This is a genomic window from Citrobacter sp. wls710, from assembly GCF_005281115.1.
Lineage (GTDB): Bacteria > Pseudomonadota > Gammaproteobacteria > Enterobacterales > Enterobacteriaceae > Citrobacter > Citrobacter werkmanii.
On record NZ_SZXD01000029.1, the window covers coordinates 133958 to 150126 of the forward strand.

14 protein-coding genes and 1 pseudogene are annotated in these 16169 nt (G+C 55.1%); 8 read left to right on the forward strand and 7 right to left on the reverse strand.

Going from position 1 to position 16169, the window contains the following annotated elements:
* Positions 1-125 precede the first annotated feature (125 nt).
* The gene (locus tag FDX14_RS12485) at positions 126-1061 is read left to right on the forward strand and encodes a DMT family transporter (RefSeq protein WP_061381473.1); all 936 of its coding nucleotides are present in this window, start codon (positions 126-128) and stop codon (positions 1059-1061) included.
* Positions 1058-2149, forward strand: coding sequence for a GlxA family transcriptional regulator (locus FDX14_RS12490; RefSeq protein ID WP_137349625.1), 1092 nt, complete (start codon positions 1058-1060; stop codon positions 2147-2149). The genes FDX14_RS12485 and FDX14_RS12490 overlap by 4 nt, the downstream gene beginning before the upstream one ends.
* Here the strand turns inward: FDX14_RS12490 and sppA are convergent.
* Positions 2146-4002: a signal peptide peptidase SppA gene (gene sppA, locus FDX14_RS12495; RefSeq protein WP_137349626.1), complete on the reverse strand. Its 1857-nt coding sequence runs from the start codon at positions 4000-4002 to the stop codon at positions 2146-2148. The genes FDX14_RS12490 and sppA overlap by 4 nt on opposite strands.
* 174 nt (positions 4003-4176) lie before the next feature.
* On the opposite strand from sppA, the gene FDX14_RS12500 reads away from it, so the two are divergent.
* The 3 genes from FDX14_RS12500 to topB all read left to right on the forward strand — a co-directional run bounded on the left by FDX14_RS12500 (position 4177) and on the right by topB (position 7839).
* Complete coding sequence (locus FDX14_RS12500; protein WP_137349627.1) at positions 4177-4728, forward strand: NAD(P)H nitroreductase; 552 nt, start codon at positions 4177-4179, stop codon at positions 4726-4728.
* Positions 4729-4844: 116 nt separating this feature from the next.
* A complete protein-coding gene (gene selD / locus FDX14_RS12505) occupies positions 4845-5888 on the forward strand; it encodes a selenide, water dikinase SelD (RefSeq protein WP_061381471.1) in 1044 nt (347 codons plus the stop codon).
* A 4-nt stretch (positions 5889-5892) separates the two neighbouring features.
* Positions 5893-7839 carry a DNA topoisomerase III gene (gene topB, locus FDX14_RS12510; protein WP_061381470.1) on the forward strand — a complete coding sequence of 649 codons (1947 nt, stop codon included), beginning with the start codon at positions 5893-5895 and terminating at the stop codon, positions 7837-7839.
* A gap of 89 nt (positions 7840-7928) precedes the next feature.
* Here topB and gdhA read toward each other — a convergent pair whose 3' ends face one another.
* Entirely contained in the window at positions 7929-9272 is a 1344-nt protein-coding gene (gene gdhA, locus FDX14_RS12515; protein ID WP_038640089.1) for an NADP-specific glutamate dehydrogenase, read from the reverse strand.
* 252 nt (positions 9273-9524) lie between these two features.
* On the opposite strand from gdhA, the gene FDX14_RS12520 reads away from it, so the two are divergent.
* Positions 9525-9785, forward strand: coding sequence for a YnjH family protein (locus FDX14_RS12520; protein ID WP_170973592.1), 261 nt, complete (start codon positions 9525-9527; stop codon positions 9783-9785).
* Here FDX14_RS12520 and FDX14_RS12525 read toward each other — a convergent pair.
* Positions 9745-10158 carry a pyrimidine (deoxy)nucleoside triphosphate diphosphatase gene (locus FDX14_RS12525; RefSeq protein WP_170973591.1) on the reverse strand — a complete coding sequence of 138 codons (414 nt, stop codon included), beginning with the start codon at positions 10156-10158 and terminating at the stop codon, positions 9745-9747. The genes FDX14_RS12520 and FDX14_RS12525 overlap by 41 nt on opposite strands.
* Positions 10159-10237: 79 nt before the next feature.
* Between FDX14_RS12525 and FDX14_RS12530 the strand changes: the two genes are divergently transcribed.
* Positions 10238-10807, forward strand: a complete 570-nt coding sequence (locus FDX14_RS12530) for a carboxymuconolactone decarboxylase family protein (RefSeq protein WP_137349630.1) — start codon at positions 10238-10240, stop codon at positions 10805-10807.
* Entirely contained in the window at positions 10800-11423 is a 624-nt protein-coding gene (locus FDX14_RS12535) for a CDP-alcohol phosphatidyltransferase family protein (protein ID WP_079224499.1), read from the forward strand. Before FDX14_RS12530 ends, FDX14_RS12535 begins: the two co-directional genes overlap by 8 nt.
* 44 nt (positions 11424-11467) lie before the next feature.
* Here the strand turns inward: FDX14_RS12535 and FDX14_RS12540 are convergent, their stop codons facing one another.
* The 4 genes and pseudogenes from FDX14_RS12540 to FDX14_RS12555 form a co-directional block, all read right to left on the reverse strand.
* Positions 11468-12775, reverse strand: coding sequence for a sulfurtransferase (locus tag FDX14_RS12540; RefSeq protein WP_061381521.1), 1308 nt, complete (start codon positions 12773-12775; stop codon positions 11468-11470).
* A gap of 87 nt (positions 12776-12862) precedes the next feature.
* Positions 12863-13495: an ATP-binding cassette domain-containing protein gene (locus FDX14_RS12545; protein ID WP_042308867.1), complete on the reverse strand. Its 633-nt coding sequence runs from the start codon at positions 13493-13495 to the stop codon at positions 12863-12865.
* Entirely contained in the window at positions 13495-15030 is a 1536-nt protein-coding gene (locus FDX14_RS12550) for an ABC transporter permease family protein (protein WP_137349631.1), read from the reverse strand. The genes FDX14_RS12545 and FDX14_RS12550 overlap by 1 nt, the downstream gene beginning before the upstream one ends.
* Positions 15003-16144: pseudogene (locus tag FDX14_RS12555) on the reverse strand (ABC transporter substrate-binding protein). Before FDX14_RS12555 ends, FDX14_RS12550 begins: the two are co-directional and overlap by 28 nt.
* Positions 16145-16169: the final 25 nt, after the last annotated feature.

Genomic DNA, 16169 nt, shown 5'->3' on the forward strand with positions numbered 1-16169 from the left:
CATACCGGTTGTCTGATCAATATGTCATTTACGTTCAGTGCGTTGTCCCGATTATACAGTGTGGTTCTCCCCCCTCAGTCCTACAGTATCGACCTTCTTTTACGCGTACTTTTACGGATCGAGAAATGATCAGAAAGAGAATTGATAATGCCGCTATTTTGCTGATGGTGGTGATTTGCGGTGTCTGGGGTAGTCAACAGGTTGCGATTAAATCCGCGGCTGATGATATGTCACCGTTTCTTCAGGTGGGGTTGCGTTCTGCAATCGCCGCGCTGCTGATTGGACTGCTTTTTCACCGCCGGGATAATATATTTGGCCGCCTGCGTGAGCGCAGTATTGCCAGAATGGGTACTATCGTTGGGCTGCTTTTTGCGCTTGAGTTCGTGTTGGTTTCTGTCGGAATAACGCTGACGACTGCCTCTCATATGGCGCTTTATCTGTACACCGCGCCGTTGTTTTCCGCCGTCGGGTTACATATTATTTTGCCTGAGGAACGCCTGAGCCGCCTGCAGTGGTGCGGGTTGGGCATCGCCTTTTTCGGGATTGCCGTCGCCGTGATGTGGGTTGCGCATGACGGGAATACGCAGTGGAGTCTGGCAGGCGATTTGTGCGGGCTGTTTGCGGGCATTGCCTGGGGAACGTCCAGCGTCGTGATTCGCTGCAGTCGTCTCGCCACCATTCCTTCATCGTGTACGTTGTTTTATCAACTCGCTATCACCGGTATTGTGTTATTGCTTATTGGTTTGATGCTGGGTGAAACGACGATACATATGACCTCGACATTGATTGCTAGTCTGACTTTCCAGACGCTGGTCGTCGCATTTTCAAGCTATCTAATCTGGTTTACTCTGCTGCGTAATTATCATGTTGCTTCGCTGGGAACGCTGGTTCTGATGACGCCTGCGATGGGGATTATCGCCGGCGTGATGTTTCTGGGAGAATCTCTACAGCCTGCGTTTATCGTAGGGGCGCTGTTGATACTGACAGGATTGCTTTGTGTTTCATTACCGTCCCGGGCAATTTTGCGCCATCGCCCGGGTTTAAACCGGAGCCTGAAGTGAAGAAAAACAACATTGCGTTGCCCCCAGGTGGAAAAGCAGATCGCGATATTATCACCGCCATTGATGCGAACCAGACAGCGATGCCCCTGAGGCCGCAATTAAATGTCGGGATTGTACTGTGGCCTGAATTTCCTTTACTGGCACTGGCGGGATTGACGGATGCGCTGCGTCACGCGGCGGATATGGGGGATGACAGCCAGAAGATCCGCTGTTCCTGGCGTCTGATGAGCGCTACGCCAGAACAGCCTGTTTTAAGCAGTTCGGGCATGGCGATGATGCCGGATAGCGCATTTGTTGCCCCGGAGCAGTTCGATTATATCGTGGTGATCGGTGGGCTATTGCGCAGTATGGCAAAAGCGGACCCTGCCGCGCGGCGTTACCTGCATCTTGCCCGTCAGCGGAATATTCCGCTGGTCGGTGTTTGTACTGGCAGCTTTGTTCTGGCGCAGGAGGGTTTTCTACAGGGATTAACTGCGGCGGTCCATCCCTGGCATCTGAACGATTTTAAGGCGCAATTTCCTCTGTTGACTGCCCGAACCGGCGTCGATTTCCATGAAGAAAAGGGGATACTGACTTGCCCGGGCGGTATCTCAACGATCGGGCTGGCGACGGAGCTTATTCGTCGGCACTGTGGCCCCGATAGAGCCACAAAAGCCATTTTCCAGATGTCAGTGCCTAACCGAATAGACGGCACTTCCGTGGCGGTTTCCAGAGCGATAGGCTTTACGCATGTGAGCGATAGCCGCTTACGTAAGGCCGTATTTTTGATTGAGAAAGGGTTGGTTAAACCTATCTCAACCCAATGGCTTGCCTCAGAAGTCAATCTGAGTCCACGGCAGTTGACCCGGTTGTTTAATGCTGAGTTCTCTCAGTCACCGGGGGAGTTTATCCGTAGCGCCCGATTGCGCTATGCCCATTGGCTGTTGATAAATTCTGGAGAGAGCGTAACGGAGATTGCGCTGCGTCTGGGGTTTAGCGACTGCGCGCACTTTATTCGCATGTTTAGTCGGGAATTTGGCTGTACGCCTGGGGACTGTCGGAATACCCGAATCAATGCTGCCCCATCCGGGGCAGCATTTGACAGTTAACGAACGTTGGCGCAGGTCAGGCAAAACGCATAGCGGTTTTGCGGATCGTTAAACGCGGCCAACTTATCGGTTTCAGCTTTTACCGTACTTGCCGCAGAAGCCAGCGGAGCCGGAAGCATTGCCTGAATGGCGGCGGGCAGCATGGCGCGAACCGAACCTGACATACTGTCCATGACCATATCCACGAATGTGGGTTCGTCCTGGTAATACTCAATGTGCCATTGTTTCAGTTTGGCCAGTTCAGCCGCTTTCGCGACGGCGTCGTCAAAATCACCCAGACTGTCGACCAGACCGTTGGCTTTCGCATCCTGGCCGGTCCAGACGTGGCCTTGAGCGATTTTGTCAATCTGCTCTGGCGTTGTCTTACGTGCATCCGCGACCAGTGTGATAAAGCGCTTATAGCCGTTCTCGATGCTCAGCTGCATCATTTGCTGCACTTCAGGCGGTAACGCTTTGGTGATGGAAATGTCCGCCAGCGGGGAAGTGGCTACGCCGTCGGTATGTACGCCAATGGAATCCAGACTGTTCTCCACGGTGTTAATCACACCAAAGATCCCGATTGAACCGGTCAGCGTGCTGGGGTTAGCCACAATGTAACTGGCTGGCGTGGAGATCCAGTACCCGCCTGATGCCGCCATGCCGCCCATCGACACGACGACCGGTTTGCCCGCCGCTTTTGCCGCAGCCAGTTCAGCGCGGATCACTTCGGAGGCGCTGACACTGCCGCCAGGACTGTTCACTCGCAAAACAATGGCTTTTACCTTCGGATCAAGACGCGCTTCGCGGATCTGTGCGGCAGTGGTGTCGCCGCCCACATTCCCTGGGGTTTCTTCACCGTCCATAATCGCGCCATTCGCGAAGATGACGCCAATGCTCTCACTGGTATCCGCCGGGGTTTTCAGTGAGTAATCGTAGTAGCTGACGGCGCGGAAGTTTTTATCCGCTTTGCTCCAGCCGAACTGTTTGGTCAGTATTTTTTCGACTTCGGCACTGGAGGCAAGGGCATCCACCAGTTTGTTGTCGAGCGCGTATTTTGCGGTATCACCCTCGACTTTTGTCAAACCGTCCAACATCGCCTGCGCGCCGGGGAACACCTGCTGGGCTGGGATCTGACGGTTGGCGGCGACCGTATCGAGATAGTTCTGCCACAGCTCGCCGATCCAGCGGCTATCGGCCTCGCGCGCGGCAGGGGACATATCATCGCGGATGAAGGGTTCTACCGCAGACTTATAGGTACCGACGCGGAACACGTGCGTTGAGACTTTCAGTTTATCCAGCAGGGACTTGTAGTACAGACCGTTAGTGGCAAAACCATGCAGATCAACGGACCCCTGTGGGGAAAGGTAAATTTTGTTGGCAAAACTGGCGAGGTAATATTGCCCTTGGCTGAAGTTATCGCCCACGGCAAAGACCGGTTTGCCGCTGTCGCGGAATTCCCGCAGCGCTTTACCGATGTACTGCATTGAAGGCTGGTCGGCCCCGGCAAAGTTTTTCAAATCCATCACGATGCCGGTGATGTTGCGGTCATCTTTCGCCTGGCGAATGGTATTCACGATATCAAACAGGGAGTTTTCCTGCAGTCGGTCAGAACTGGCGCCAAACAGTTGACGGCCAATGACGCTCAAGCGGCTGGTGCTCGAAGGTTTGTCGACAATCACGCCCGAGATATCCAGCAGCAGTGCGCCACGTTCAGCATGTTCACTGGTGTTGCTGCTACTGACCTGCATCCAGATCCCCACGCCAACCAGCACCAAAAAGATAAAGAACAGGTTAAGCACTAATTCACGGACGAAATTGAGTAATCGCCATGTCCATTTAAAAAATCCGGCAATAAATCGCCACAGGGTTCGCATGTATTCTCCCTACCGATTAACAACACGCCACCCGGTTATCCCGAAAAAGGCGTTAAGATGTGGCTATCGTAATGACCCAACGGGCACTTGTCAGCAGGAATCACCGCCTGTGCTGTAACAAAATCCGCTCACGTGTTAATTTTGTGAATAAATCTCATTGTTGGAGTTAAACAAATGGATGCACTCGAATTACTCATCACCCGTTGTAGCGCTTCTCGTCTTGTCGAACCGGCACCGGCGGGAGAGCAACTGCAAAACATTCTGCGGGCGGGAATGCGCGCGCCAGACCACAAAACGCTGCAACCGTGGCAATTCTTTGTCATTGAGGGGGAAGGGCGCGAACGCTTTAGCGCCGTGCTTGAAAAAGGCGCTATTGCCGCAGGCAGCGACGAGAAAGCGCAGGAAAAAGCGCGGACGGCGCCGTTTCGCGCCCCGCTGATCATTACCGTCGTCGCGAAATGTGAAGAAAACGACAAGGTTCCGCTGTGGGAACAGGAAATGTCTGCCGGTTGCGCGGTAATGGCCATGCAGATGGCCGCTGTTGCCCAGGGTTTTGGCGGTATCTGGCGTAGCGGCGCATTAACGGAAAGCGCGGAAGTTCGCGAAGCGTTTGACTGCCGCCCGCAGGATAAGATCGTCGGTTTTCTCTATTTGGGTACGCCGCAGCTAAAAGCGTCCACGACCATTAGCCTGGCCGATCCGAGCGCTTTTGTTCGTTATTTCTGATATCAACGGCAAAACTGTCTGGATTATGAGCAAAGACACCTGAATTCAGACAGTCACTCTTACCACATCATGGAATGAGCGCTACCATATCCGAATTGCAATGACAGGAGATGTCCATGAGCGAGCAAGCTATTCGTTTAACGCAATACAGCCACGGAGCCGGTTGCGGTTGTAAAATTTCCCCTAAAGTGCTGGAAACCATCCTGCACAGCGAGCAGGCGAAGTTTGTTGATCCAAACTTACTCGTGGGTAATGAAACCCGCGATGACGCCGCTGTCTACGATTTGGGTAATGGCACCAGCGTTATCAGCACCACCGATTTCTTTATGCCGATTGTCGATAATCCGTTTGATTTTGGCCGCATCGCCGCCACCAACGCCATCAGCGATATTTTTGCTATGGGCGGCAAACCGATTATGGCAATTGCTATCCTGGGCTGGCCGCTTGATAAGCTGGCGCCGGAAATCGCCCGCGAAGTGACCGAAGGCGGACGCTTTGCCTGCCGTCAGGCGGGTATCGCGCTGGCGGGCGGTCACTCTATCGATGCCCCGGAGCCTATCTTCGGCCTTGCGGTTACCGGCGTTGTGCCGACTGAACGCGTGAAGAAAAACAGCACCGCCGAGGCGGGATGTAAACTGTTCCTGACCAAGCCTTTGGGCATTGGCGTTCTGACTACCGCAGAGAAAAAATCGCTGCTGAAGGACGAACATATTGGGCTGGCGACTGAAGTGATGTGTCGGATGAACATTGCCGGTGCGGCATTTGCCGATATCGAGGGCGTGAAAGCCATGACCGACGTTACCGGTTTTGGTCTGCTGGGACATCTGAGCGAGATGTGTCAGGGCGCAGGCGTTCAGGCGCAGATTGTCTACCAGGATATTCCTAAGCTTCCAGGCGTTGAAGAGTACATCGCGCAGGGCGCAGTGCCGGGCGGTACCCAGCGTAACTTTGCCAGCTACGGACACCTGATGGGTGAAATGCCGCAGCCGGTACGCGACCTGCTCTGCGATCCGCAAACTTCTGGTGGTTTGCTGCTGGCGGTAACGCCGGAAGCGGAAGCCGAAGTGAAAGCGGCAGCGGCGCAGTTTGGTATCGATCTCACTGCAATTGGTGAGTTAGTGGAAGCTCGTGGCGGTCGCGCCATGGTTGAGATCCGTTAACTCGATGCGGTTGTTTATTGCCGAAAAACCGAGTCTGGCGCGCGCTATCGCCGATGTGCTGCCAAAGCCGCATCGCAAAGGTGACGGTTTTATTGAATGCGGAAACGGACAAGTGGTGACCTGGTGCATTGGTCACCTGCTTGAGCAGGCGCAGCCAGACGCCTACGACAGCCGTTATGCGCGCTGGAGTCTGGTCGATCTGCCGATTGTCCCGGAAAAGTGGCAACTGCAGCCGCGTCCTTCGGTGACCAAACAGCTCAACGTTATCAAGCGCTTTTTGCATGAAGCCAGCGAAGTTATTCACGCAGGAGACCCCGATCGTGAAGGACAACTGCTGGTGGATGAAGTGCTGGATTACCTGCAACTGGCTCCCGAAAAGCGCCAGCAGGTGCAACGTTGTCTGATCAACGACCTCAACCCGCAGGCTGTCGAACGGGCTATTGAGCGTCTGCGCGCCAACAGTGAGTTCATCCCGCTGTGCGTGTCGGCTCTGGCGCGCGCGCGGGCCGACTGGCTGTACGGCATCAATATGACCCGCGCTTACACCATTCTTGGGCGTAACGCGGGCTATCAAGGGGTACTCTCGGTCGGGCGCGTACAGACGCCGGTGCTCGGCCTGGTTGTGCGTCGCGATGAAGAGATTGAAAACTTTGTCGCCAAAGATTTCTTTGAAGTGAAAGCGCATATCGTGACGCCCGCCGACGAGCGGTTTACCGCTATCTGGCAGCCCAGCGAAGCATGTGAGCCGTATCAGGACGAAGAGGGGCGCTTGCTGAATCGTACGCTGGCCGAACACGTGGTGAACCGTATTAACGGCCAGCCGGCGCTCGTCACCAGCTATAACGATAAACGGGAATCAGAATCCGCGCCGCTGCCGTTTTCGCTGTCGGCGTTGCAGATTGAAGCGGCGAAACGCTTTGGCTTGAGTGCGCAGAACGTTCTGGATATCTGCCAGAAGCTGTATGAAACCCATAAACTGATCACCTATCCACGTTCGGATAGCCGTTATCTGCCGGAAGAACATTTTGCCGGACGTCATGCGGTAATGAACGCGATTAGCGTTCATGCGCCGGATCTGCTCCCGCAACCGGCGGTAAATCCCGATACGCGAAACCGCTGTTGGGACGATAAAAAAGTGGATGCCCACCATGCCATTATTCCTACCGCGCGCAGTTCGTCCATCAACCTGAATGACAACGAAGCGAAAATTTACAACCTGATTGCCCGTCAGTATCTGATGCAGTTTTGTGCGGATGCGGTATTCCGTAAGTGCGTTATTGAGCTGGATATTGCCAAAGGCAAGTTTGTCGCCAAAGCGCGTTTTCTGGCGGAGGCTGGATGGCGCACGCTGCTTGGCAACAAAGAGCGCGATGAAGATAACGACGGAACGCCGTTGCCGGTGGTGGCTAAAGATGATGAATTGCTGTGCGAAAAAGGCGAAGTGGTTGAACGTCAGACTCAGCCGCCACGCCATTTTACCGACGCGACGCTGCTGTCAGCGATGACCGGGATTGCGCGCTTTGTGCAGGATAAAGATCTGAAAAAGATCCTACGCGCCACGGATGGATTAGGTACGGAAGCGACGCGCGCCGGGATTATCGAGCTGCTGTTCAAGCGCGGATTCCTGGTGAAAAAAGGGCGCTATATCCATTCAACCGATGCCGGAAAAGCGCTGTTTCACTCGCTGCCGGAAATGGCGACGCGTCCGGATATGACCGCGCACTGGGAATCTATTCTGACCCAAATCAGCGAAAAACAGTGTCGTTATCAGGATTTCATGCAGCCGCTGGTGGGAACGCTGTATCAACTCATCGATCAGGCGCGCAGTACACCGGTACGGCGCTTCCGGGGAATTGTCGCGCCGGGTGGCAGTGGTGGCGATAAGAAAAAGAGCGCGCCGCGTAAACGCCCGGCAAAAAAAAGCCCGCCATCCGAAGAGGCAGGCGTGTAGGTCTGTAGGCCTGATAAGCGTAGCACCATCAGGCTTTGCCGGATGCGGCCCCCGTGCCTTATCCGGCCTACGGTTCTACAGAGACAATATTAAATCACACCCTGGCCCAGCATCGCGTCGGCAACCTTCACGAAGCCCGCGATGTTGGCGCCACGTACGTAGTTGGTTTGTTTGCTTTCGCCGCCGTATTCAACGCAGGCATGGTGAATATCCAGCATGATGTGGTGCAGACGCGCGTCCACTTTCTCCGCTTTCCAGCCCAGACGTGCGGCGTTTTGCGCCATTTCCAGCCCAGAGGTCGCTACGCCACCGGCGTTGGCGGCTTTACCCGGCGCGAACAGTACGCCCGCTTCGAGGAACAGGTCGGTAGCTTCGATGGTGGTCGGCATGTTTGCCCCTTCGGCGACAGCTTTCACGCCGTTGGCGATCAGTACGCGTGCCGCGTCGACATCAAGTTCGTTCTGGGTGGCGCACGGCAGGGCGATATCGACCGGAACCGACCACGGCTGTTTGCCTTCCAGATAGGTCAGACCAAACTCACGGGCGTAATCCGCCACGCGACCGTCACGGCTGTCTTTGATCGCGCACAAACGCGCCAGTTTTTCTTTGGTAAATCCACTTTCGTCGACCACGGTGCCGCTGGAGTCGGAGGCGGTCACCACCCGGGCGCCAAATTCCATGGCTTTTTCAATGGCGAATTGTGCAACGTTGCCGGAGCCAGAGACCGCCACGCGCATGCCTTCAAAGCTGAGGCCATGACGTTTAAGCATCGCTTCGGTGAAGTACACCAGACCATAGCCGGTTGCTTCCGGGCGAATCAGGCTACCGCCGAAAGAGAGACCTTTACCGGTAAAGACGCAGGCGCTGTTGTTGGACAGTTTTTTCATCATCCCGGCCATAAAGCCGACTTCACGACCACCCACGCCGATATCACCCGCCGGGACGTCGGTATCAGGACCTAAATGGCGGAACAGTTCGGTCATCAGTGCCTGGCAGAAACGCATCACTTCACCTTCGCTTTTACCTTTCGGGTCGAAGTCACTCCCGCCTTTACCACCGCCCATCGGCAGCGTGGTGAGGGCATTTTTAAAGGTCTGCTCGAAGCCGAGGAATTTCAGGATCGACAGGTTTACGGAAGGGTGGAAACGCATACCGCCTTTGTATGGGCCAATGGCGGAGCTAAACTGCACGCGCCACGCACGGTTAACCTGTACCTGATTACGATCGTCGAGCCAGACTACGCGGAACTGGATCACGCGCTCCGGCTCAACCAGACGCTCCAGCAGTGACATCTGGCGATAACGTGGGTTTTGCTCAAGGAAGGGCCACAGTGTCGTCATTACCTCACGAACGGCTTGCGCGAACTCGGTTTGGTTTGGGTCGCGCTTTTGTACATGGTTAAGAAACGACTCCAGAGAACATGTCTGATCCATAGATATAAAAACCTCTTATGTATTGATATGGTTATATTTTTGATATTTGTGTTAAGTGTTTTGCAGTTTTTGACTATACCACCAGCAGCGTGACGGGACGCAAGAAAAAATTAACCCCGCTAAGTAAATTAATATCGTGGCGTGGGTCATAACCAAAAACGATGACGGGAGGGACTAAAGTTTCTGCCGATTTATACCGTTATACTGAGCATAACTGTCAGTCACAAAGGAAAGAATATGCGCCGTTTAATCATGGCAGGAGCGTTGGTATTGGTGTCCTGCGCGACGCTGGCAAATCAGCTTTATCGCCCGGATGTGCAGGTGAATGTGCCGCCGGAAGTGTTCAGTTCCAGCGGGCAGCGAGCGCAGCCCTGTAGTCAGTGCTGTATTTACCAGGATCAAAACTATTCCGAAGGGGCGGTGATTAAAGCGGATGGTGTACTGCTTCAGTGCCAGCGCGATGATAAAACGATCAGCACGAATCCGCTGGTCTGGCGGCGCGTAAAAGAATAAAGGCTTCTAACAGTGGGATATCGGCAGGCGCCAGCGGATAACGCCGCGCCTCTTCGGGTGAACACCAGACAATATACTGATGTTCATACGCATTCAGTTCTCCCTGAAAAGACGGCACATGCCAGGCATGTAAATGGATCAGCCGGTCCGAAACCTCACGTTGGTGGCTGGCGATATAGCGCCCAACGACCGCGTCGATCCCTAACTCTTCACGCAGTTCACGGATCAGCGCCTCGGGCTGACTTTCGCCCGCCTCAACCTTACCGCCAGCAAACTCCCACATGCCTGGCTGATCCGCATCCGGCGAACGTTGAGCCAGTAAAATTTTGCCATCACGTTCAATGATAGCAGCGACCACGTCGAGGGTTTTCATCATATTCATCAAGATCTAACAGCAGAAAATGACATACTATATTTATCTTTGAGTTATCTAAAGTATTCAGGAGTCATCGTTGAACGATCCTCACTCGTGGGTAAGTCCGTTAACGCGTATTCCCTCCAGTTTGCAACTGCTCGTCGCGACGCAGAAAAAACATTATGGCGATGTGCTGCATCCCACGCGCTGGTGGGGGCGGATGCCGTTTCTGTTCTGGCTGGTGGCGCTGTTTGTCGGATTTCTGGAGCGTAAAAAGGCGCGCTTAACGCCGGTGATGCGCGCATTGTTAATGACCCGCGTTTCTCAGGTGTGCCACTGTGCTTTCTGCGTTGATGCCAACAGTTTGCGGTTGGCGGAACGCTGTGGCGCGCTGGATAAAGTCTTGCAGGTCGCCAACTGGCAAGAATCAACGCTGTTTAACGCAGAAGAGCGCATAGCGCTGGCCTATGCGGATGCGGTGACCGCCACGCCACCGCAGGTTGACGATGCGCTGAAAACGCAAATGAAGCAGCATTTTACCGATGACGTCATTACTGAAATGACCGCGCTGATTGCGTTTCAAAATCTCTCGGCGCGTTTTAATGCCGCCCTCGATATTCCTTCGCAAGGACTGTGCGACAGTTTTAAAGGACGCCCGCATGCTTGACCGTCATCTTCATCCACGGTTAAAACCGCTGTTGCATCGCGGTGTGGGCATTATTGATAAACCAGCGATTACCCCGGATGGCCTGACGCTGGTCGGTTTTGCTATTGGCGTGTTGGCCCTGCCATTTCTGGCGTTAGGCTGGTATCTGGCGGCGCTGGTGGTCATTGTGCTTAATCGCTTGTTTGACGGGCTGGACGGGGCGCTGGCACGGCGCAGAGGGCTAACCGACGCGGGAGGATTTCTCGATATCTCACTCGATTTTCTGTTTTACGCCTTAGTACCGTTTGGTTTTATTCTTGCCGCACCTGCGCAAAACGCACTGGCTGGGGGCTGGCTGTTGTTTGCGTTTATGGGTACTGGTAGCAGCTTCCTCGCCTTCGCTGCCCTGGCAGCGAAATACGATATTGATAACCCAGGCTACGCGCATAAATCGTTTTATTATCTGGGAGGGCTAACCGAAGGCACCGAGACTATTTTGCTGTTTGTTTTGGGCTGTTTGTTCCCGGGATATTTTGCCGTGCTGGCGTGGGTCTTTGGCGCGCTGTGCTGGATGACGACGTTTACCCGGATCTGGAGCGGATATCTGACGCTGAAATCGGTTCAGCGTCAGGCGTAATGTCTTGCGTTGCCGGATGCGCTTATCCGGCAATCGTGACCATTTTACTTGCTGCTGTCCGGACCACGTTCACCGCTGGCGACCGGGTTTTTCGGATTGCTGCTCCACTCATACCAGCCACCGTCGTAAACAGAGACGTTTTTCCAGCCCATCGCACGAGCATACATAAACGTTTCTGAAGCACGCCAGCCGGTGCCGCAGTAGAAAGAAACCTGCTGGTCTGGCGTGATATTCCACTGTTTCCACATGGCGGCGATATCATCCGCGCTGCGCATGGTGCCGTCCGGATTATGAAAATCTTCCATATGCGTGGAATCACTCCCCGCGTGGCCCCACCGTGCGCCTGCGATCTCACCTTTTGGCTTGATGTAGCTATAGCCGCTGGTGGTACCAATAAACTCAGGCCACGAGCGGATGCTGACCAGCGATGCATCCTGGCGATGCAACAGGCCGCGAGCCTGTTCCATATCCAGCATCAGCTGTGGTTGGGCAGGGATAGCAACGCCAAAATCAGGCTCCGCTTTCACCGTCGGCGGGGTTCCGCGTTCCACCGGTAAACCGGAATCTGACCAGGTTTGCCACCCGCCGTCGAGCAGACGCACATCTTTCACACCGGCATACAGCATGATTTGCGCCACGCGCGCGGCGGCGTAGACGTCGCGACCGTAGAGGATCACCGTGGTGTCGTGACGGATGCCGTGTTTCGCCAGCATGGTTTTAAGCTGCGCGTCGGAAACTTTATTCCATAGCGGTTCGCTTTCGACTTCGTTGGTATCAATGTAGCCCGCACCGGGGATATGGCTGAGCAGATACAGCTTCGGCGCTCCCCAGGCGGCTTCAATCACTTTCCAGTCACCCGACGGCTTGGCGGTCACGTCTTTTCCCTGCTGCAGGTCGTGCAGCCACTGCGGGTAAACCAGTTGTTCGAAGTGCGGCAGACGTTGCAGGCGGGCAGGATCCGCAAGAGCGTCACTGAGGGTGGAGATATGGCTAAAACCGACTTTCTGCAGGCGGGATTTAACGGCCTGCATCTCGCTATCGCTGCCATACAACGCCACCGGCGCATCGGTTTTGAGCTGATGCGCCTTAACCCAGGCATTGAGTTGTTCATCATTCATTTTGTCGAGCCAGGCGGCAGACAGGTTCAGTGCAGAGGGTTCGTGTCCGGAAGGACCATTGAGCGATTGCGGCCAGCCGTTGTAAAAAGCGCTCTGACGGGTATCGATCGCCGCGCCTTGCTTTTGCTGTAACTGGTTGAGGGTGAGGGTCTGTGCTGTTTCAGCAGCCCAGGAAGGAGCGCAAGCGAGCCCTAAAGCCAGTGCCAGCGCGGTCATTTGAGAAACACGTTTCATCGAATAGCCCGACGTTGAAAAAAGAAGACGACATTCTGTGCCGCCGGTTAAGTTAAAACCTTGCGTTAACGCAGCATATCGCCACATTCACGCCCAGTTTTCCATCTGTAATACACGACCTGCTGGCGGGACATCCTGCGCATCATGCGTAACTTGTACCACCGGAATATTCAACTTGCGCACCTCGGTAAAGACCCACTGGCGAAAGGTATCGCGTAGCGACGCATCCAGTCTGCTAAAGGGTTCATCGAGCAGCAGCGCCTGAGGCTGAGCCAGCAGTGCGCGCAGCAGGGCGACACGCGATCGTTGGCCGCCGGAGAGTGAGGCCGGGTCGCGATGATAAAATCCTGCCAGATCCGCGCGCGTAAGGGCGTTTTCAACAGTATGGCGTCTGGCGGATCCTTGCAAACTGGCGGGTAAGGCCAGCAGTAAATTCTGCCCAACGCTGAAATGGTCAAACAGCAACGCATCCTGGAACAGGATGCCAATCTGGCGCTGCGCGGTGGGCAGCGTGTCTATGCGCCGTTCATTGAGCCACAGTTCGCCTGAAGCCTGAAACTGAGGGGATAATGCGCCGACCATCCACGAAAACAGCGAAGACTTACCACTACCGGAAGGTCCCATGATAGTGACAATGTCACTTTTGTTAACCTGGAAATTCACGTCTTTCAGTAGCGTTGTCGCGCCCCGGTACACTGAAAGGCTTTGAACGATGAGCATTAACGGAGTCCTTGTCGAAAGCGGCCGAGCCACGCGGCGAAAAACGCCGTCAGTACGAAAACGGATAGCGGTAACAGAAGTTGCCATAGCGCCTGTGTCGCTAAAATAGCCGTGCTGCCGCCGCTGCTTAATGCCACCGCCTCGGTGGTCAGGGTGTGATAGCGTCCGGCTCCTAACCACAGGGTTGGCATATATTGGGCAATACTGACCGAGAAGCCAACCGCGAAGGCGATCAGTGCCGGGCGTAACAGCAGCGGGCATTTTACCCGCCAAAATATGCGGCCTCGCGCCCAGCCCAGCGTTTGTGCAATCAGAATCAATCGTGGGTCAATGCGTTGCCACGCCGGTTTGAGCACAAACAGCATCCACGGCATCACCCACAGCAGGTGGCCCCAGATGATGGTCGTCATCAGCCCATCTTGTCCGGTATATAACGCCACCAGATACTGTCCGGTGACCAGCGGCAGCGCGGGCAGGAGAATGGGCAGCCAGACCCAACGGTGTCCGGTTTGCGGTCCCCATTCCAGCCACGCAAAGAGTATCAGTAATCCCAGCACGCTGGAGATGAGTCCCAGTTGCAGACTATTGCTGAGCGCCTCGCTGTTGAGCGATGAATAGTTGGCGCAAAGCGCCAGTACCAGGGCGCATACCACTCCGCTGATGGGCAAAAGTTGTACCAGCGGGCGTGCGATTGTAGCGGACGAAAAACGCAGGCGTATTCCGTTTACTGCTGGAATCATGCTCCGCCAGCCACGCCAGAACAGATAGCCCACCAGCGCGAAGATAAATAGCAACAACACCAGCAGCAGGCTGGCGAGTGCGCCTTTGGCCTGCTGTTCGGCATCACCCTGGCTGAGCCATTGCCAGCTCAGCACGGCAAGCGTGGGCGGATTTCCGGGGCCAAGGACGATGGCCACATCCACAACGGAGAGTGACCAGGCCACGACTGCCAGCATGGCTTTGCCTAACGCAGGGGCGATGGAGGGCAGAACCAGCCAGTTCAGGCATTGCAAACGGCTGTAACCGAGCGAATCCAGGACGATAACCTGCTGTGAAAGTTGTTTTTCACTCAACAGGGCTGAGAGGATCCACAACAAAAAGGCGCTCTCTTTCACCGCCAGCGTGATGCCAAGTCCAATCCCATAGCGGTCCGGTTGCGAGTTGAGAAAAGGCAGCCACTGCCAGAGCATGCCGCCTTCGGCAAAAATCAACAGCATGCTGGTCGCGAATGCGACGTGCGGGATCGCCAGCAGCAACGGCAGGCGTGAGTACAGTCGCGCCCAGCCAGCGCCAGGCCACAAAAAGAGGATCGCCAACAGCGCAATGGTCAGTGCGCCGAACGCCGCCAGACTTACGGAAACCAGCGTTGCCAGCAACGCCTGCGGGAGTTGAGGATCGTCAAAGAGCGCCAGCCAGTGCGTGGTGCGAAGTGCTGGGGCTAGCAGAGAGAACGTTGCAGGCACCAGCGGCAGATAAACTGCCGTCATGATGCCCCACAGCAACAGAATTAATGCGTACCGTAGCGGCGTAGCCATTCTTGTTCCAGAGCGTTTACCCAGGCTGCATGTGGTTCTGGCAGTACGGCAGGGAGTCCTTGCGGGATATACGTCAGCAGGGCGTCACGCTGTTCGTCTGGCAGTTTTTGCGGATCAAGCACCGAAGGATCTCCCCAGATAGCAGGGTCAGCTTTACGCAGTTGCGCTTCGGGAGACAGCAGAAAGTTTGCCACGACTTTGGCTCCGGCGCTGGCGCGGGCATTCGCCGGAATAGTGACAAAATGCACGTTGCCGATCATGCCCTGTGAGAAACCAAAACTATAGCTGGTTTTGGGTAATTCGCCGCTGGCCACTTTTTGCTGCGCGTGGGCTGGGTTAAAGGTCAATGATAAACGCAGCGTACCGGTATTCAGCAACGCATCCATCCGCGCAGGCGTGGGCGGAAAATCTTTGCCTTCACGCCATAGTACAGGGTGTAGAGCGTCAAGATAATGCCATAATGGAGCGGTAACGTTGGCGAATGTGGCGGCATCCGGCGCAACTTTCAATGCTTGCGGTTCCGTGGTGAGCATAATCAACAACTGCTCGAGAAAAGCCGTTCCGGTAAAGTCTGGTGGGCGCGGGTAGGTTACTGTGCCAGGATGCGCCTGCGCAAATTCAAGTAACGCCTGCGGGGATTGCGGCGGCTGGGCAGTGAGATCGCGCCGGGTAATGAAGGTTAGCTGTGCGCCGCCCCATGGCGATTCTGCCCCTTCCGTGGGGATGGCAAAGTCTTCGCTGACCGGTTTCCGGGTATCAACATAGCGCCAGTTAGGTAACGCCTGCGCCCACTGGGTTTGCAGCAGACCCGCTTCTTTTAATGTGCGGAAGTTTTCACCGTTTACCCACAATAAGTCGACAGATCCGCCGGTTGTTCGCCCGGATGCCGCCTCGGTCTGGATGCGTTTAACGGCGTCGGCTTAATGGCATAGTGCGTTTTCATCTCGCCGCTAACCCAGTCGAGATACTGATTAACGGCGTTATCGCCACCCCAGGCGTTGAACCATACCGTCTGACCGCGGGCGTCATTTTTGATTTGCTGCCAGCTGGCGTCCTGGGAAAAAGCCGCCAGCGGGCAGAGCAGCAAACTCAGGCACAATAAGCAGTAACGCATAATATCTCCATTGCTAAAAATGGCG